The 16,662-nt window shown below is 72.6% G+C and carries 12 protein-coding genes; 9 read left to right on the top strand and 3 right to left on the bottom strand.

The features are described from left to right. Window positions 1-52: 52 nt before the first annotated feature. From JHAT_RS19925 to JHAT_RS19915, 3 genes are all read right to left on the bottom strand, one after another. Complete coding sequence (locus JHAT_RS19925; protein ID WP_077799577.1) at window positions 53-1,723, bottom strand: PucR family transcriptional regulator; 1,671 nt, start codon at window positions 1,721-1,723, stop codon at window positions 53-55. An 88-nt stretch (window positions 1,724-1,811) separates the two neighbouring features. Then, window positions 1,812-3,194 (bottom strand): FAD-binding oxidoreductase, encoded by a 1,383-nt coding sequence (locus tag JHAT_RS19920; RefSeq protein WP_077799576.1) that lies wholly within the window; start codon window positions 3,192-3,194, stop codon window positions 1,812-1,814. Window positions 3,195-3,294: 100 nt separating this feature from the next. After that, a complete protein-coding gene (locus tag JHAT_RS19915; RefSeq protein ID WP_077799575.1) occupies window positions 3,295-5,097 on the bottom strand; it encodes a glycoside hydrolase family 15 protein in 1,803 nt (600 codons plus the stop codon). Window positions 5,098-5,625: 528 nt separating this feature from the next. On the opposite strand from JHAT_RS19915, the gene JHAT_RS19910 reads away from it, so the two are divergent. From JHAT_RS19910 to JHAT_RS19870, 9 genes are all read left to right on the top strand, one after another. Then, window positions 5,626-7,293, top strand: a complete 1,668-nt coding sequence (locus tag JHAT_RS19910) for a CTP synthase (RefSeq protein ID WP_077799574.1) — start codon at window positions 5,626-5,628, stop codon at window positions 7,291-7,293. 83 nt (window positions 7,294-7,376) lie between these two features. After that, the gene (locus JHAT_RS19905) at window positions 7,377-8,012 is read left to right on the top strand and encodes an NUDIX hydrolase (RefSeq protein ID WP_077799573.1); all 636 of its coding nucleotides are present in this window, start codon (window positions 7,377-7,379) and stop codon (window positions 8,010-8,012) included. A gap of 215 nt (window positions 8,013-8,227) precedes the next feature. Further along, window positions 8,228-10,255, top strand: a complete 2,028-nt coding sequence (locus tag JHAT_RS19900) for a tetratricopeptide repeat protein (protein WP_171990986.1) — start codon at window positions 8,228-8,230, stop codon at window positions 10,253-10,255. A 134-nt stretch (window positions 10,256-10,389) separates the two neighbouring features. Next, entirely contained in the window at window positions 10,390-11,514 is a 1,125-nt protein-coding gene (gene ald, locus JHAT_RS19895) for an alanine dehydrogenase (protein ID WP_077799571.1), read from the top strand. A gap of 413 nt (window positions 11,515-11,927) precedes the next feature. Continuing rightward, window positions 11,928-13,058 carry a ParA family protein gene (locus JHAT_RS19890; RefSeq protein WP_171990985.1) on the top strand — a complete coding sequence of 377 codons (1,131 nt, stop codon included), beginning with the start codon at window positions 11,928-11,930 and terminating at the stop codon, window positions 13,056-13,058. Continuing rightward, on the top strand, window positions 13,055-13,606 hold the full coding sequence (locus tag JHAT_RS19885) for a hypothetical protein (RefSeq protein ID WP_077799569.1): 552 nt from the start codon (window positions 13,055-13,057) through the stop codon (window positions 13,604-13,606). The genes JHAT_RS19890 and JHAT_RS19885 overlap by 4 nt, the downstream gene beginning before the upstream one ends. Window positions 13,607-13,624: 18 nt before the next feature. Next, the gene (locus JHAT_RS33945; protein ID WP_107481968.1) at window positions 13,625-14,851 is read left to right on the top strand and encodes a ScpA family protein; all 1,227 of its coding nucleotides are present in this window, start codon (window positions 13,625-13,627) and stop codon (window positions 14,849-14,851) included. Continuing rightward, window positions 14,848-15,501, top strand: coding sequence for an SMC-Scp complex subunit ScpB (scpB, locus tag JHAT_RS19875; RefSeq protein ID WP_077799568.1), 654 nt, complete (start codon window positions 14,848-14,850; stop codon window positions 15,499-15,501). The genes JHAT_RS33945 and scpB overlap by 4 nt, the downstream gene beginning before the upstream one ends. Further along, a complete protein-coding gene (locus JHAT_RS19870; RefSeq protein ID WP_077799567.1) occupies window positions 15,501-16,616 on the top strand; it encodes a pseudouridine synthase in 1,116 nt (371 codons plus the stop codon). Before scpB ends, JHAT_RS19870 begins: the two co-directional genes overlap by 1 nt. The last annotated feature ends 46 nt before the right edge of the window (window positions 16,617-16,662 follow it).

Genomic DNA, 16,662 nt, shown 5'->3' with positions numbered 1-16,662 from the left:
CGCCCTCCGGGCGGACGACGGGAGTCCGACGACACGGCCCGGGCGTCCTGCGCTACGGCACGTGCCGGCGTGCTCGCAGGGCCAGGCTCAACGCCAGGACCGTCTGCGGGTCGTCGAGGTCCGTGCCCAGCAACTCCTCGATCCGCGCCAGCCGGTTGTACAGCGTCTGCCGGTTCAGGTGGAGCTCGCGCGCCGTCTCCGCCTTGCGGCCCGCGTGCGCCAAGTACGTCTGGAGGGTGGGCAGCAGGGGCGGTCTGGAGCGGTTGTCGTGGTCCTGGAGGGGGCCGATCGCCCGGTCGACGAACGCCGCCAGGTCCGGATGGTCGCGCAGCCGCCACAGCAGCAGGTCGATGTCGAGGCGCCGGGCGTCGTACCACGGCCGGTCGTCCAGCCCCTGGGCCGCGGCCGCCGTCTCCGCCGCGTGCCGCAGCCCCGCCGACGCCGCCGCCCAGCCGCCGGCGACTCCGACGACCACGACCGGCGGGTGCGCGCCCGGGCGTCGCATCCCGGCCCGCTCGGCGCCCGCCCGCAGCGCCGCCGCGACCCGGTCGGCGACCGCCGCCCGCTCCGACTCCGAGCGCAGACCCAGCAGGAGCGGCACCCGGCCCTCCACCGGCCGTACGCCCAGCAGCACCGGCACGCCGACCGACGCGAGCTCCTCGGCGACCGCGCGGGCCAGCACCGCCCAGCCGCCGCCGGCCGGGGCGAGGGAGTCACCGAGCCGCATCACCACCGGCAGCAGCGGACTGCCGCCCGGCTTGAAGCCGAGGACGCGGGCCTGCGCCGGGGCGTTCTCCGGGGTGATCCGGCCCTCGGCGAGGTCGGTGAGGAAGTCGCCCCGCCCGCGCGCCGCCAGCTCCTCCTCCTGCCGCGCCTGCATCAGCACCACGGCGAGGACGCCGGCCGCCCGCTCCGCCGCCATCCGGTGCACCGGCGCCAGCGGGGACCGCACGGGCAGCAGGACCAGCCGGGCGCGCACCGACCCGGCGCCGGGGCCGCCGCCGGGCACGTCCACCAGGACCGAGCCCGCCGGGGGCGGGGTCTCCTTGTGCTGGCCCCGCAGCCCCTCCCACACCTGGAGCGGATCGGCACCCTCGGGCCCGGAGCCGGCGGCGTACAGCAGGCGGCCGTCGGTCGTCTCCAGGAAGACCGGGTTGTCGCCGAACTCGGCGAGGACGCCGAGCACATGGGGCACTCCACCGCCGTCCAGGAGCGCCCGGGTGCAGCGGCGGTGCACCTCCTCGGCCCGCTGGAGCAGTGCGTAGTGGCCGTTGACGATCTCGGTGTGGATCTCCTCGGTGACCGTCACGAACGGCACCTCGCGGTGCAGCTGGACCAGCGGCAGCCCCGCCGCGCGGGCGGTGTCCACGAGGGTCGCGGGCAGCCGGGCGAAGCGCGGGCCCAGCTCCACGACGAGGGCCGCGATGCCGCGCTCGGCGAGCGTGCGGACGAACGCCCGCTGCTCGGCGGGGCGGGTGCCGAGGCCGTAGCCCGTGGTCAGCAGGAGCTCACCGCCCTTGAGGAGGGAGGCGATGTTGGGCACCTCGCCCGCGTGCACCCAGCGCACGGTGCGGTGCAGGCGGTCGGCACCGGCGACGACCTCCGGCAGGCCACTGCGCAGCCCGGGGAGTTCCAGGGCCCGCCGCACGGTGATCCCGGCGCCCCGAGGCCCGTACCCGCCGTCCCCGGAGCCGTCGCCGCTGTCGACCTTGCCGCTGTCCATGGGCCGGACGCTACCCGCGCGGGCCGCCGGCGGGCACATCGCGGGGAGGCGTCCCGCGCGCGTGCCCCACGCGGGCGGGGCGTCCGCCTCACGCGGGCGGGATGTTGTGGTTGAACCGGAACACGTTGTCCGGGTCGTACCGCCGCTTCAGCTCCGTGAGCCTGCGGGTGTTCTCGGTACCCAGTCCGGCCACCACCCGGTCCGTGCCCTCGTCGCCGATGAAGTTGAGGTACACCGCCCCGGTGCTCCACGGCCGGACGTCGGCGCGGACGTCCCGCACCCACCGGATGCCGCGTTCGTCGTCGTCCGGCTCCTCCCACACCCCGAAGGGGTGCACCACCCACGCGGCGTCCCGGTAGGGCACCGGGTAGTCGGACGGGCCGTCGGAGATCGCGCCGCCCTGCGGGAACAGGATGTGCTGCGTGTTGCTCGGCACGGGCATGGAGGCCGCACGGGCGCAGTACACGTCCACGGCCTCGTCGGGGAGCCCCTTCAGGTACTCGGCCGACCAGTAGTTCCGCAGCCCCGGCGGGTCGTCGAGCATGCACTGCAGGTCGGCGTACGGGATCGCACCGACGACCTCGGCCTCGTGGGGCAGCGCCAGCAGCGGTCCGGCGAGCCTGCGCAGGTCCGCCTCCGGACCGGCGCAGGTGAGGAGCACCGCGCACAGCAGGGTGCCCACCAGGGGCGGCGGGACGAAGTCCGCGGGCGGGCCGGTGAGGAAGATGACGCCGCCGCCCGCCTCGTCGGGCCCCGACTCGACGAGGTCGCGGTAGGTGCGCACGACCTCCTCGGCGGACTCCGGCGGGTACAGCAGCAGGGCGATGGAGAACTCCGGCAGCTCGTGCAGTCTCAGGGTGAGCGCGGTGGCGATGCCGAAGTTCCCGCCGCCGCCGTGCAGTCCCCAGAACAGGTCCGGGTTCTCGTCGGCGCCGGCCTTGACCTTCTGGGCGTCGGCGGTGACCAGTTCCACGCCGAGCAGGTTGTCCACGGCCAGTCCGCACCAGCGGTCCAGCCAGCCGGTGCCGCCGCCCAGCACGAAGCCGCCGACACCGGTGGTCGAGGCGCGGCCGCCGGTGGTGGCGAGGCCGAAGGGCTGGGTGGCGCGGTCCAGGTGACTCATGGTGGCCCCGCCGCCGACCCGTACCGCCTTGGCCGCGGGGTGGACGGTCACCTCGTGCATCAGGCGCAGGTCGATCACCAGACCGCCGTCGTTGAGGGCCTGCCCGGACACGCTGTGACCGCCGCCGCGCACCGCGATGGGCAGGTCCAGCTCCCTGCCGAAGCGCACGGCCCGCACCACGTCGTCCTCGTGCGCGCACCGCGCGATCACGGCGGGCCGCCGGTCGATCATGGCGTTGTGGACGATCCGGGCCTCGTCGTACCCCGGGTCACCGGGGATGAACACCTCACCGGTGAGTTCTTCCTGCAGCGCGGCCACCGCCGCACCCGCCGTCGAGAGGGAAGCCATGGCCGTCCCCTTCCGGAAAGGGGTTGGTGTCTGTTCCCAGCCTAGGCGGGTACGGCCAGGGCTTCCTGTCGAGTCCCCTCGAGCCCCCGCGGGCCCCGCTTCAGCCCCCGTAGGCCCCGCTCGCCGTCAGGCGCAGGGCCGTGTCGATCAGGGGGACGTGGCTGAAGGCCTGGGGGAAGTTGCCGACCTGGCGCTGCAGGCGCGGGTCCCACTCCTCGGCGAGCAGGCCCAGGTCGTTGCGCAGGGACAGCAGCTTCTCGAAGAGCTTGCGCGCCTCGTCCACCCGGCCGATCATCGCCAGGTCGTCGGCCATCCAGAACGAGCAGGCCAGGAAGGCGCCCTCGTCACCGGGCAGGCCGTCGACGCCCTCGTCCCTGCCGTCCGTCGGGTAGCGCAGGATGAAGCCGTCCGACGTGGACAGCTCCCGCTGGATGGCCTCGACGGTGCCGATGACCCGCTTGTCGTCCGGCGGCAGGAAGCCCACCTGCGGGATCAGCAGCAGCGAGGCGTCCAACTCCCGGGAGCCGTAGGACTGCGTGAAGGTGTTGCGTTCCTCGTCGTAGCCCTTCTCGCACACGTCCCGGTGGATGTCGTCGCGCAGCTGCTTCCAGCGCTCCAGCGGGCCGTCCGCGTCGCCGGACTCGACCAGCTTGATGGTGCGGTCGACGGCGACCCAGGCCATCACCTTGGAGTGCACGAAGTGCCGGCGCGGGCCGCGCACCTCCCAGATGCCCTCGTCCGGCTCCTGCCAGTGGTCCTCGAGGTAGCGGATCAGCTTCAGCTGGAGCACCGAGGCGTAGTCGTTGCGGGCCAGACCCGTCATGTGGGCCAGGTGCAGGGCCTCGGTGACCTCGCCGTACACGTCCAGCTGGAGCTGGTGGGCCGCGCCGTTGCCGACCCGGACCGGCGTGGAGCCCTCGTAGCCGGGCAGCCAGTCCAGCTCCGTCTCGCCGAGCTCGCGCTCGCCGGCGATGCCGTACATGATCTGCAGGTTCTCCGGGTCGCCGGCGACCGCGCGCAGCAGCCACTCGCGCCAGGCGCGGGCCTCCTCGCGGTAGCCGGTGCGCAGCAGGGACGACAGGGTGATCGCCGCGTCGCGCAGCCAGGTGTAGCGGTAGTCCCAGTTGCGGACGCCGCCGATCTCCTCGGGCAGGGACGTGGTCGGCGCGGCGACGATGCCGCCGGTGGGGGCGTACGTCAGCGCCTTCAGCGTGATCAGGGAACGGATCACGGCCTCGCGGTAGGGACCGTGGTACGTGCAGTGCTCGACCCACTCGCGCCAGAAGTCCTCCGTCGCCACCAGCGACTGCTCGGGCTCCGGCAGCGGCGGCGGCTGCTTGTGCGAGGGCTCCCAGGAGATGGTGAACGCGATCCGGTCACCCGGAGCGACCGTGAAGTCCGCGTACGTGGTCAGTGCCTTGCCGTAGGTCTCGGCCTCCGTGTCGAACCACACGGAGTCCGGACCCGCGACCGCCACCGTGCGGCCCTCGTGCTTGTGCACCCACGGCACGACCCGGCCGTAGCTGAACCGCATCCGCAGCTCCGAACGCATCGGCACCCGGCCGGAGACGCCCTCCACGATCCGGATCAGCTGCGGGGCGCCGTCGCGCGGCGGCATGAAATCGGTCACGCGGACCGTGCCGCGCGGGGTGTCCCACTCGGATTCGAGGATCAGCGAGTCGCCGCGGTAGCCGCGCCGGGCGGCGGTGGGCGGCTCGGTGCCGGGGGCGTAGGCGGGCCCGAGCCGCCAGAAGCCGTGTTCCCCGGTGCCCAGCAGACCGGCGAAGATGGCATGCGAGTCGAAGCGGGGCAGGCACAGCCAGTCGACTGTGCCGTCCCGGCAGACCAGGGCGGCGGTCTGCATGTCTCCGATGAGTGCGTAGTCTTCGATGCGCCCGGCCACGTGCAACTCCAGTCGAACGGCCACGTCACCCCGCGTGGGGGCGGTCGCTAGTGCGGTCAAGGGGGGTTTGTCATGCGTCGTTGAGCCATGAAGCAAAGCAGCCGTCCGGCCGTGAAGCCAAACGCTGCGCCGCAAACGACCATTGTCGCTCAACGAACTGACGAGCTCTCGTTACTCCGGCGCTGACGGGCGAGGGGTGGTGCCGTGTCGCCGGGCGGGCTCGGCAGCGGACGTCCGAGCAGGATACGACGCACGTAGATGATCTGTATGCCCCTCCGGGCAACACGGATCCGCCGAACGGGTGACCATCGGGTGAGGATCCGGTGGACCGCGCGCGTCCGTGTCCGCATGTGCGCGGAGCGTGGTCGGAAGCCGCCGCCCTCCGGCGCTGATACGCTGGTAGCCCGTGGACCGGTGGGAGAAAAACCCCGGAACCGCAGCGGCGCCGCCGACGGCACCCCGGGACGACCGGGCCGCACGACGGACGCACCGCACCCAGACCGCGACCACGGGAGCCCCCTCTTGGCCATGCCGACCACTGTTTTTCGAAACAGCACAGCCTCGACGACCAAGCACATCTTCGTCACCGGGGGTGTCGCCTCCTCGCTCGGCAAGGGGCTGACCGCCTCCAGCCTCGGCATGCTGCTCAAGGCCCGCGGTCTGCGCGTCGTGATGCAGAAGCTCGACCCGTATCTCAATGTCGACCCCGGCACGATGAACCCGTTCCAGCACGGTGAGGTCTTCGTCACCAACGACGGTGCCGAGACCGACCTGGACATCGGCCACTACGAGCGCTTCCTCGACCGGGACCTGGACGGCTCCGCCAACGTCACCACGGGCCAGGTCTACTCGACGGTGATCGCCAAGGAGCGGCGCGGCGAGTACCTGGGCGACACGGTGCAGGTCATCCCGCACATCACCAACGAGATCAAGCACCGCATCCGCCGCATGGCGACGGACGAGGTGGACGTCGTGATCACCGAGGTCGGCGGCACGGTCGGCGACATCGAGTCGCTGCCGTTCCTGGAGACCGTCCGCCAGGTCCGCCACGAGGTCGGCCGCGACAACGTCTTCGTGGTCCACATCTCCCTCCTGCCCTACATCGGTCCCTCGGGCGAGCTGAAGACCAAGCCCACCCAGCACAGCGTGGCCGCGCTGCGCAACATCGGCATTCAGCCGGACGCGATCGTCCTGCGCTGCGACCGTGAAGTACCCACGGCGATCAAGCGCAAGATCTCCCTGATGTGCGACGTCGACGAGGCGGCCGTCGTCGCCTGCCCCGACGCCCGCTCGATCTACGACATCCCGAAGGTCGTGCACGCCGAGGGCCTGGACGCCTACGTGGTCCGCAAGCTGGACCTGCCCTTCCGCGACGTGGACTGGACGACCTGGGACGACCTGCTCGACCGCGTCCACAAGCCCGAGCACGAGATCACCATGGCGCTGGTCGGCAAGTACATCGACCTGCCCGACGCCTACCTCTCGGTCACCGAGGCGCTGCGGGCCGGCGGCTTCGCCAACCGGGCCCGCGTGAAGATCAAGTGGGTCACGTCCGACGACTGCAAGACCCCGGCCGGTGCCAAGGCCCAGCTCGGCGACGTCGACGCGATCTGCATCCCGGGCGGCTTCGGCGAGCGCGGTGTGACCGGCAAGGTCGGCGCGATCAAGTACGCCCGGGAGAACAGGATCCCGTTGCTGGGCCTGTGCCTGGGTCTGCAGTGCATCGTGGTCGAGGCCGCGCGCAACCTGGCCGGCATCGCGGACGCCAACTCCACCGAGTTCGACCCCGCCACCGCCCACCCGGTCGTCTCCACCATGGCCGAGCAGCTGGACATCGTCGCCGGCGAGGGCGACATGGGCGGCACCATGCGACTCGGCATGTACCCGGCCAAGCTGGCCGAGGGCTCCATCGTGCGCGAGGTGTACGACGGCAAGGAGTACGTCGAGGAGCGCCACCGCCACCGCTACGAGGTGAACAACGCCTACCGCGCGGAGCTGGAGAAGAAGGCCGGCATCGTCTTCTCGGGCACCTCCCCGGACGGCAAGCTCGTCGAGTACGTCGAGTACCCGCGCGAGGTCCACCCGTACCTGGTCGCCACGCAGGCGCACCCGGAGCTGCGCTCGCGCCCGACCCGCCCGCACCCGCTGTTCGCCGGGCTGGTCAAGGCCGCGGTCGAGCGGAAGACGTCGAAGTAGCACACCGGTTGTACGGTGGCCGGGACGCGTCCGTTCGACGGGGCGCGTCCCGGCTTCTTCTCGTACGTCTGGAAGGACAGGGCATGACGGGCACGACCATCAGGGACACCCCCGAGGAGTGGGAGGTCCGGGCGACCCAGACCCCCTTCCGGGGCAAGAAGACCTCCGTCCGCACGGACGAGGTGGTCATGCCCGACGGCTCCGTGACGAGCCGCGACTACCAGGTCCACCCCGGCTCCGTGGCCGTCCTCGCCCTGGACGACGAGGGCCGGGCGCTGGTGATCCGCCAGTACCGGCACCCGGTGCGCGAGAAGCTCTGGGAGATCCCGGCCGGCCTGCTCGACGTGCCCGGCGAGAACCCGCTGCACGCCGCCCAGCGCGAGCTGTACGAGGAGGCGCACGTCAAGGCCGAGGACTGGCGGGTGCTGACCGACGTCTACACCACCCCCGGCGGCTGCGACGAGGCCGTGCGGATCTTCCTCGCCCGGAACCTGTCCGAGGCTGACGGCGAACGCTTCGCGGCCGAGGACGAGGAGGCCGACATGGAACTGGAGCGGGTGCCCGTCGCGGACCTGGTCCGGGGGGTGCTCGCGGGCGACCTGCACAACAACTGCCTCGTCGTGGGTGTGCTCTCGCTGGTCGCGGCGGAGCACGGCGACGGGCTGGACGCGCTGCGCCCGGCCGAGGCGCCGTGGCCGGCGCGTCCGTTCGAGGCCTGAGGACGGGGCTCCGGCCCCGGCCCGCCCGCACACCCCCGAACGGCCCCGGGCGACGCCCGCGCGGCCTCCTGCGATGTGACGATCGGTTGATCCGATCAGGGGATGCGCCCGCCGCGCTCCTCCCGGCGCGTAGCACAGCGTGAACTAGGCTCGGGAAACGCCCGAACCGGAGTTCCGGCGGGCGCCGGCGTGCGGTGGGATCGGGAGTGTGGCCCGTGACGGATCAGGCGGTGGACACGGACGGTGTGCGGCTGTCGGGCGACCCTGCCGAGGAGACTCGGTTCCTGGGCCGCACCCGCGAGCTGAAACAGCTGCGGGCCGACATCGAGCGAGCGGGCCTGGACACCCTCTCCGGCCGCAAGGCCCCCCGCGCCCGTGTGCTGCTCATCGCGGGCAGGCCCGGCTCCGGCCGCACCGCGCTCGCCGAGGAGCTCGCCGCCCAGGTCGCCGTCCGCTACCCCGACGGACTGCTGCGGGCCCGGCTGAGCGAGCCGGACGGCAGGCGCGTGCCCGTGGACCGGATCGCCCGCGACCTGCTCACCGAGCTGGACCGCCCCACCCCGCCCGGCGCCCACGAGGACGACCTCGCCGCCGCCCTGCGCGAGACGCTCGCCGACCGCCGGGTCCTGCTGCTGCTCGACGACGCCGCCGACGCGGAGCAGGTCGACGCCCTGCTCCCGGACGCCCCGGACTGCCTGGCCGTCGTCGTCTCCGGGGGCCCGCTGACCGGCATCGCGGACGTCCGCCCGTGCACGCTGGGGGGCCTGGACACCAAGTCGGCCGTGGAGCTGCTGTCCCGGTTCACCGGCTCGGTCCGCATCACCGTCGACCCCCGGGCCGCCGAGCAGCTGGCCGAGGTCTGCCAGGCGCAGCCCGCCGCCCTCACCCTGGCCGGCGGCTGGCTCGCGGCCCGCCCCAAGGCGGCCGTCGCCGACCTCGCCCGGCACGTGCACGCCGAGGACGACCGGGGAACGCCGCTCGGCCGCGTCTTCCGCCTCGTCTACACGTCGCTGCCCGGCCCCGCCGCCCGGATACTGCGCCTGCTCTCCCTGGCCCCGGCCGGCCTGGTCGACCCGCACACCGCGTCCGCGCTCGCCGGCTGTTCCGTGGGCGACGCGCGCGCCACCCTCGACGAATTCGTCGCCCTCGGCCTGCTGCACCCGGTCGGCTCGGCGCTGCCGCAGTACGAGGTCCCCGGCTGCCTGCATCCCCTGCTGAAGGCCCTCGCCGACCGGCACGACCGGCCCGCCGAGCTCCAGCTGGCGCGCGCCCGGATGCTGGAGCGGACGGTACGGCTGCTGCAGTCGTGCCGGGCGATCACCGAGACCGACAGCGACCGGGCGCGCGAGAAGCTCGACGGCATGCCGCGGGCCCTGCGCTTCCCCACCCCGAGGGCCGCCGCCGACTGGCTGCGCCTTCGCCGGCCCGCCCTGCTGGCCGCGGCCCGCCACGCGGTCGCCGACGGCGAGCTGGACACCCTCGCCCGCAGGCTGATGTCCCAGCTGGTGCGGGCCATGGTGGCCCACTTCGGCACCCGGGCGGCGGCGCCCGACCTGTACGACGTCCACCGGCTCGTCCTCGACGTGGCCGAGCGCCGCGATCTGCCCCGGGAGAAGGCGGCGGCCCTGCTGAACCTGGGCGACCTGGACGCCCGCACCGGCCGTACCGCCGAGGCGCTGGTGCGCTACCGGGCCGCGCTGGACGCCGGACGCGCGGCGGACGACCCGTACGCGACCGGCCGCGCGATGGAATCCGTAGGCGGCGCGCACCTGGAGCTGGGGGACTACGACCGGGCCGCCGACTGGTTCGGCCGGGCCCTCGCCCAGCGGCTCGCCCGGGACGAACGCGCCGACGCCGCCCGGGTCTACGGCCGCATCGCCACCGCCCACACCTACGCCGGCCGCTACGGCGAGGCGGCGCGCTCCTGGCGCGCGGCGGTCGCCGGGTACCGCAGGACCGGCGATCTCCCGGCTCACGCGCGGGCGTTGAGCGAGCTCGCCCGTGTCCAGGAGTACGCCGGGCGGCCCGAGGAGTCGCTGCGCACCTGCCAGGAGGCCGTCGAGTGGGCGCGCCGGGCCGAGGACGTCCGGCTCCAGGCCGCGCTGCACCTCCGGCTCGCCGACACGCTCGACCACCTCGGCGACCCCACCGCGGCCGGCCTGCACCGGAGCACAGCAGAACGCATGCTGAGGGAAGAAGCCGATGATGCCTGCGAAATCCGCAGCGCTTCCCGTGAAGATTAATGCTTTGAAAGGCTAGACAGTGGCAACGCCTTCATTAGACTGGCTCTGCCGCACTTTCTCCTGCGGTCTACCCCGGTGTGCCCGAGCCTGAGCGGGTATGCCTTGTAATAACCCCATTCTCTGAGCCAAGGACCGTGATCCACGTGAAGGTCGGCATTCCCCGCGAGGTCAAGAACAACGAGTTCCGGGTGGCCATCACCCCCGCCGGCGTGCACGAGCTGGTGCGCCACGGTCACCAGGTCGTCGTCGAGCGCGACGCCGGCGTGGGCTCCTCGATCCCGAACGAGGAGTACGTCGCCGCCGGTGCGCGGATACTCGACACCGCCGACGAGGTCTGGGCCGCCGCCGACCTGCTGCTGAAGGTCAAGGAGCCCATCGCGGAGGAGTACCACCGCCTCCGCAAGGACCAGACGCTCTTCACCTACCTGCACCTGGCCGCGTCCAAGGAGTGCACGGACGCGCTCATCGAGTCCGGCACCACCGCGATCGCCTACGAGACGGTCGAGCTCCCGAACCGCGCGCTGCCGCTGCTCGCCCCCATGTCCGAGGTCGCGGGCCGCCTGGCCCCGCAGGTCGGCGCCTACCACCTGATGGCGGCCAACGGCGGCCGCGGCGTGCTGCCCGGCGGCGTCCCCGGCGTGCTGGCCGGCCGGGCCGTCGTCATCGGCGGCGGCGTCTCCGGCTGGAACGCCGCGCAGATCGCCATCGGCATGGGCTTCCACGTGACCCTGCTCGACAAGGACATCAACAAGCTCAAGGAAGCCGACAAGATCTTCGGCACGAAGATCCAGACCGTCGTCTCCAACTCCTTCGAGCTGGAGAAGGCCTGCCTGGAGGCCGACCTCGTGATCGGCGCCGTGCTGATCCCGGGCGCCAAGGCCCCGAAGCTGGTCACCAACGAGCTGGTCTCCCGGATGAAGCCCGGAAGTGTCCTTGTCGACATCGCGATCGACCAGGGCGGCTGCTTCGAGGACTCCCACCCGACCACGCACGCCGAGCCGACCTTCCCGGTGCACGGGTCGGTGTTCTACTGCGTCGCCAACATGCCCGGCGCGGTGCCGAACACCTCCACCTACGCGCTGACCAACGCCACGCTGCCGTACATCGTGGAGCTGGCCGACCGCGGCTGGGCCGACGCGCTGCGCCGCGACCCCGCGCTGGCCAAGGGCCTCAACACCCATGACGGCAAGGTCGTCTACAAGGAGGTCGCCGAGGCGCACGGCCTGGAGCACGTCGAGCTGGCCTCGCTGCTCGCCTGACCCGCCGAGGCCGGTGCACCGGTCAAGTCATCCACCGGAAAAGGCGATACGTCAACAGTCGTCGTCAACCCCGCACACCCGGCCGGACCTTGCCCGACAAGGTCCGGCCGGGTGTGTGTATGGTCACTTTGCGATTCTCGGCCAACTCGCCTCGAACGTGACGCTTCAACCGATTCGCGCACCGGTGAAACCTGCTGTGCGACGGCCGTACGCCCTTGACAGGGGGGTGTTTCCTTGCCGACACATCCGGCCGGGTCCGGCGGATTGTGTTGCTGCGAACGGCCGACACGCCATAGAGTCGCCGAACGTCGGCATGGTGTCACGCTGACCTGTCTAGAAGTTTCCTGGTCACCAAGGAGGTAAGACGACTTGTGAATGAGTCGACATTTACTCCCGGGGGTGGTCAACCAGGAATGCCTGCACGGGCCCACGGCCCCGGGCGTCTCGAGGCTGTCGGCTCCGTCGCTGTACGCACCTTCGCAGCTGCCCACCAGAGTCCGCAGGCACCTCAGACAGCACACATGAGTATGGATGGCCAACACGTGAACGCCATGGCCGGCGACGGAAGTGGCGCGCCCCACGACCAGTTCGCCGTCTACGACGAACTGCCCGAGGGGCACTTCTACGATCCCGACGCCGAATACGAGCCCGACCCCGAGTACGCGGCCACGCTCGCGCCCGACGCGGCCCGGCAGCGCCGCGAGCGCATCGGCCCGACCGGGCGTCCGCTGCCGTACTTCCCGATCCCGGGGCCGCTGACCGACCACGGCCCCGCGAAGATCATCGCGATGTGCAACCAGAAGGGCGGCGTCGGCAAGACCACGTCGACCATCAACCTGGGTGCCGCGCTCGCCGAGTACGGGCGCCGGGTGCTGCTCGTCGACTTCGACCCGCAGGGCGCGCTGTCGGTCGGCCTCGGCGTCAACCCGATGGAGCTCGACCTCACCGTCTACAACCTGCTCATGGAGCGGGGCATGGCGGCCGACGAGGTGCTGCTGAAGACGGCGGTCCCCAACATGGACCTGCTGCCCAGCAACATCGACCTGTCGGCGGCCGAGGTCCAGCTGGTGAGCGAGGTCGCGCGCGAGTCCACCCTCCAGCGGGCGCTCAAGCCGCTGATGGACGACTACGACTACATCGTCATCGACTGCCAGCCCTCGCTCGGCCTGCTGACGGTCAACGCGCTGACCGCCGCGCACAAGGTGATCGTGCCGCTGGAGTGCGAGTTCTTCGCGCTGCGCGGCGTGGCCCTGCTGACCGAGACCATCGAGAAGGTCCAGGAGCGGCTCAACCCCGACCTGGAGCTCGACGGCATCCTCGCCACCATGTACGACTCGCGCACGGTGCACAGCCGTGAGGTGCTCGCGCGTGTCGTCGAGGCGTTCGACGACCACGTCTACCACACGGTCATCGGGCGCACGGTCCGCTTCCCGGAGACCACGGTCGCCGGTGAGCCGATCACCACGTACGCCTCCAACTCCGTCGGTGCCGCCGCCTACCGCCAGCTCGCCAGGGAGGTGCTCGCCCGGTGTCACGCCGAGTGAGTCTGCCGGGGGCCGACGAACTCTTCCGTACGACAGGGGGGATGGCGCTCCAGGCGTCCACCCCGCGGCGGCCGGCGGGCGGCGACGCCCGGGTACCGGCTCCGGCGGGGGAGAGCGACCCGGCGGCCGCCGAGGACGCGCCGCAGTCGGTGCCCGCACAGGGCGGTGACGGCGGGGGCGCGGAGCACGCGGCGGCGGACGTGGACCCGGCCGGTGAGTCGCGCAGCCGGGGCGCGGACCGCCCGGCGCGGCGCCCCGACCCCGGGACGGACGCGCAGGAAGGTTCTGCCGTCGCCCAGCCCCGCAAGCGCGGCCGGGCCGCCGCACGGCGGCCCAGCGGCCGTGAACGGCACGACGAGAAGATCACCGTGTACGTCTCCGCCGAGGAGCTCATGGATCTGGAGCACGCCCGGCTGGTGCTCCGGGGCGAGCACGGGCTGGCCGTGGACCGCGGCCGGATCGTCCGCGAGGCGGTCGCCGTGGTCCTCGCCGACCTGGAGAGCCGCGGGGACGCCAGCATCCTCGTACGGCGGCTGCGCGGACGGTAGCGGTAGCCTGCGGGGGTCATGACCTCGAACGACGCTTCCCGCCCCGGTGCCCCCGCCGGCCGTCGGCGCACCCTCGGGAGAGGGCCTGGGATGCCACGGGTGGCCCCGTCGCCCCAGGAGGCGACGCCGGGCACCGAGCCGCCCGCCCCCGGCGTGGAGGCGCCGTCCGAGGCGGGCCGGGTCCCCGCGGCCCCGCGAGGCCCCGGCACGGCGGCGGAGCCCGGTACGGGGCACGCCGGCCGGGAGACCACCGCGCCGGACGGTCCCGAGGGCCCCTCCGGCCCGTCCTCGGGGGCACCGGAGCCCGTCCCCGCGGACCGGGTCGTCCCGACGAGGGGCGGGACCGAGGCGTCCGTCCCCGGAGCGGCGTCCCACGACCACCCCGACGACGCGTCCGAGGACGCGGGCGACGGGGTCTTCAAGGTCCGGCTCGCCAACTTCGAGGGGCCCTTCGACCTGCTCCTCCAGCTCATCTCCAAGCACAGGATGGACGTCACCGAGGTCGCGCTCTCCGAGGTGACCGACGAGTTCATGGCGCACATCCGCGCCATGGGACCGGACTGGGACCTGGACGAGACGACCGAGTTCCTGGTCGTCGCCGCCACCCTGCTCGATCTGAAGGCGGCTCGGCTGCTGCCCGCCGCCGAGGTCGAGGACGAGGCCGACCTCGCGCTGCTGGAGGCCCGCGACCTGCTCTTCGCGCGGCTGCTGCAGTACCGCGCGTACAAGCAGATCGCGGAGATCTTCAACGAGCGGCTCGACGCCGAGGCCCGCCGTCACCCCCGCACCGTCGGCCTGGAACCCCATCACGCCGAGCTGCTGCCCGAGGTCGTCATCAGCATCGGCCCCGCGGGCTTCGCCGAGCTCGCGGTGAAGGCGATGCAGCCCAGGCCCGAGCCGCAGGTGTACGTCGAGCACATCCACGCGCCCCTGGTCAGCGTGCAGGAGCAGGCCCGGATCGTCGTGGCCCGGCTGCGGGAGCTGGGCGAGGCCGGCTTCGGCGTCCTGGTCGAGGACGCCGAGGACACCCTGACCGTCGTGGCCCGCTTCCTGGCCTTGCTGGAGCTGTACCGGGAGAGGGCCGTCGCGCTCGACCAGGAGACCGCGCTCGGCGACCTGCTGGTGCGCTGGACCGGCGGGGACGGGGCGGCCGAGCCGGTGGTGACCGACGAGTTCGACCGGCCGCCCGGGGAGAACGGGACGCCCGGGGAGAACGGGACGACCGAGGAGGAGCAGCAGGCGTGAGCGACGAGACCACCCCGTTCCCGGAGGGCGCGCGCGACGTCGCCGCCCTCGACCTCGGGCCCGCCCTCGAAGCCGTCCTCATGGTCGTCGACGAACCCGCGACCGAGGAGCACCTCGCGAAGGTCCTCCAGCGGCCCAGGCGGCAGATCGCGGACGCGCTGCGCGAGCTGGCCGACGAGTACACCGCCCAGGGCCGCGGTTTCGAGCTCAGGCTCGTCGCCGGCGGCTGGCGCTTCTACAGCCGCCCCGAGTACGCCGCGGCCGTCGAGGGCTACGTCCTGGACGGCCGGCACGCCCGCCTCACCCAGGCCGCGCTGGAGACCCTCGCGGTGGTCGCCTACCGCCAGCCGGTCAGCCGCAGCCGCGTCTCCGCGGTGCGCGGAGTGAACTGCGACGGTGTGATGCGCACCCTCCTCCAGCGGGGGCTGGTGGAGGAGGCGGGCACGGAACCCGAAACAGGTGCGATCCTGTACGTGACGACGAACTACTTCCTGGAGCGGATGGGCCTGCGCGGCCTGGACGAGCTCCCGGAGCTCGCGCCCTTCCTCCCGGAGGCGGCGGCGATCGAGGCCGAGACGCTGGAAGGGGTCCCGTCGTTCGATCCGGACGCCCCGGATTCCGAGGACGCAGACGACAAGACGGAACTTTGATGCGAAGCAGCAGCGGCAGGAACAGCAGCGGAAACAACGGCGGGAGCCGTGGTGGCAACAGCGGCGGCCGCGGCGGGAGCAGCGGGGGTCGCGGCAACCAGCGCGGCGCCGGCAACAACCGCGACGACAGGCAGGGCGGCCGTCCCAGGAAGCCGCGCCCGGAGGAGCGGCGCTACGACGTGGGCCCCGGTGCCACCCAGGGCGGCCCGAAGTCGGGCCGCGGCCCCGCGGCCCGCGGTGGCGCCAAGGGCGGCCCGAAGAAGCCCCTGCAGCGCGGGCGCAGCGTCCCGGCGACGTCCCGCGAGTACGAGACCCGCGCCGAGGAGCGCAACCGCGAGCGGTACGCGGGCAAGAAGGACGTCAGGCTGCCCAAGACCTTCCCGGGCGCCGAGCAGGAGGGCGAGCGGCTGCAGAAGGTCCTCGCACGCGCCGGATACGGCTCCCGGCGGGCCTGCGAGGAGCTGATCGAGCAGGCGCGCGTCGAGGTCAACGGCGAGATCGTCATGGAGCAGGGCAAGCGGGTCGACCCGGAGAAGGACGAGGTCAAGGTCGACGGCCTGACCGTCGCGACGCAGTCGTACCAGTTCTTCTCGCTCAACAAGCCCGCCGGCGTCGTCTCCACCATGGAGGACCCGGAGGGCCGGCAGTGCCTCGGCGACTACGTCACCAACCGCGAGACCCGTCTCTTCCACGTCGGCCGGCTCGACACCGAGACCGAGGGCGTCATCCTGCTCACCAACCACGGTGAGCTGGCGCACCGCCTGACCCACCCGAAGTACGGCGTGAAGAAGACCTACCTCGCGCACATCGTGGGCCCGATCCCGCGCGACCTCGGCAAGCGCCTGAAGGACGGCATCCAGCTGGAGGACGGGTACGCGCGCGCGGACCACTTCCGGGTCGTGGAGCAGACCGGCAAGAACTACCTGGTCGAGGTCACCCTCCACGAGGGCCGCAAGCACATCGTCCGCCGGATGCTGGCGGAGGCGGGCTTCCCCGTGGACAAGCTCGTGCGCACCGCGTTCGGCCCGATCACGCTGGGCGACCAGAAGTCGGGCTGGCTGCGCCGGCTGTCCAACACGGAGGTCGGGATGCTGATGCAGGAGGTCGACCTCTAGGAGGCCGAAGGGTTGTGACGGGCGGCCACCCCCTTTTATAGTCTGA

This window comes from Streptomyces sp. JHA26, assembly GCF_002005565.1.
Taxonomy (GTDB): Bacteria; Actinomycetota; Actinomycetes; order Streptomycetales; family Streptomycetaceae; genus Streptomyces.
The sequence above is the reverse complement of the archived record's forward strand: the minus strand, read 5'-3'. Positions and strand labels throughout refer to the sequence as shown.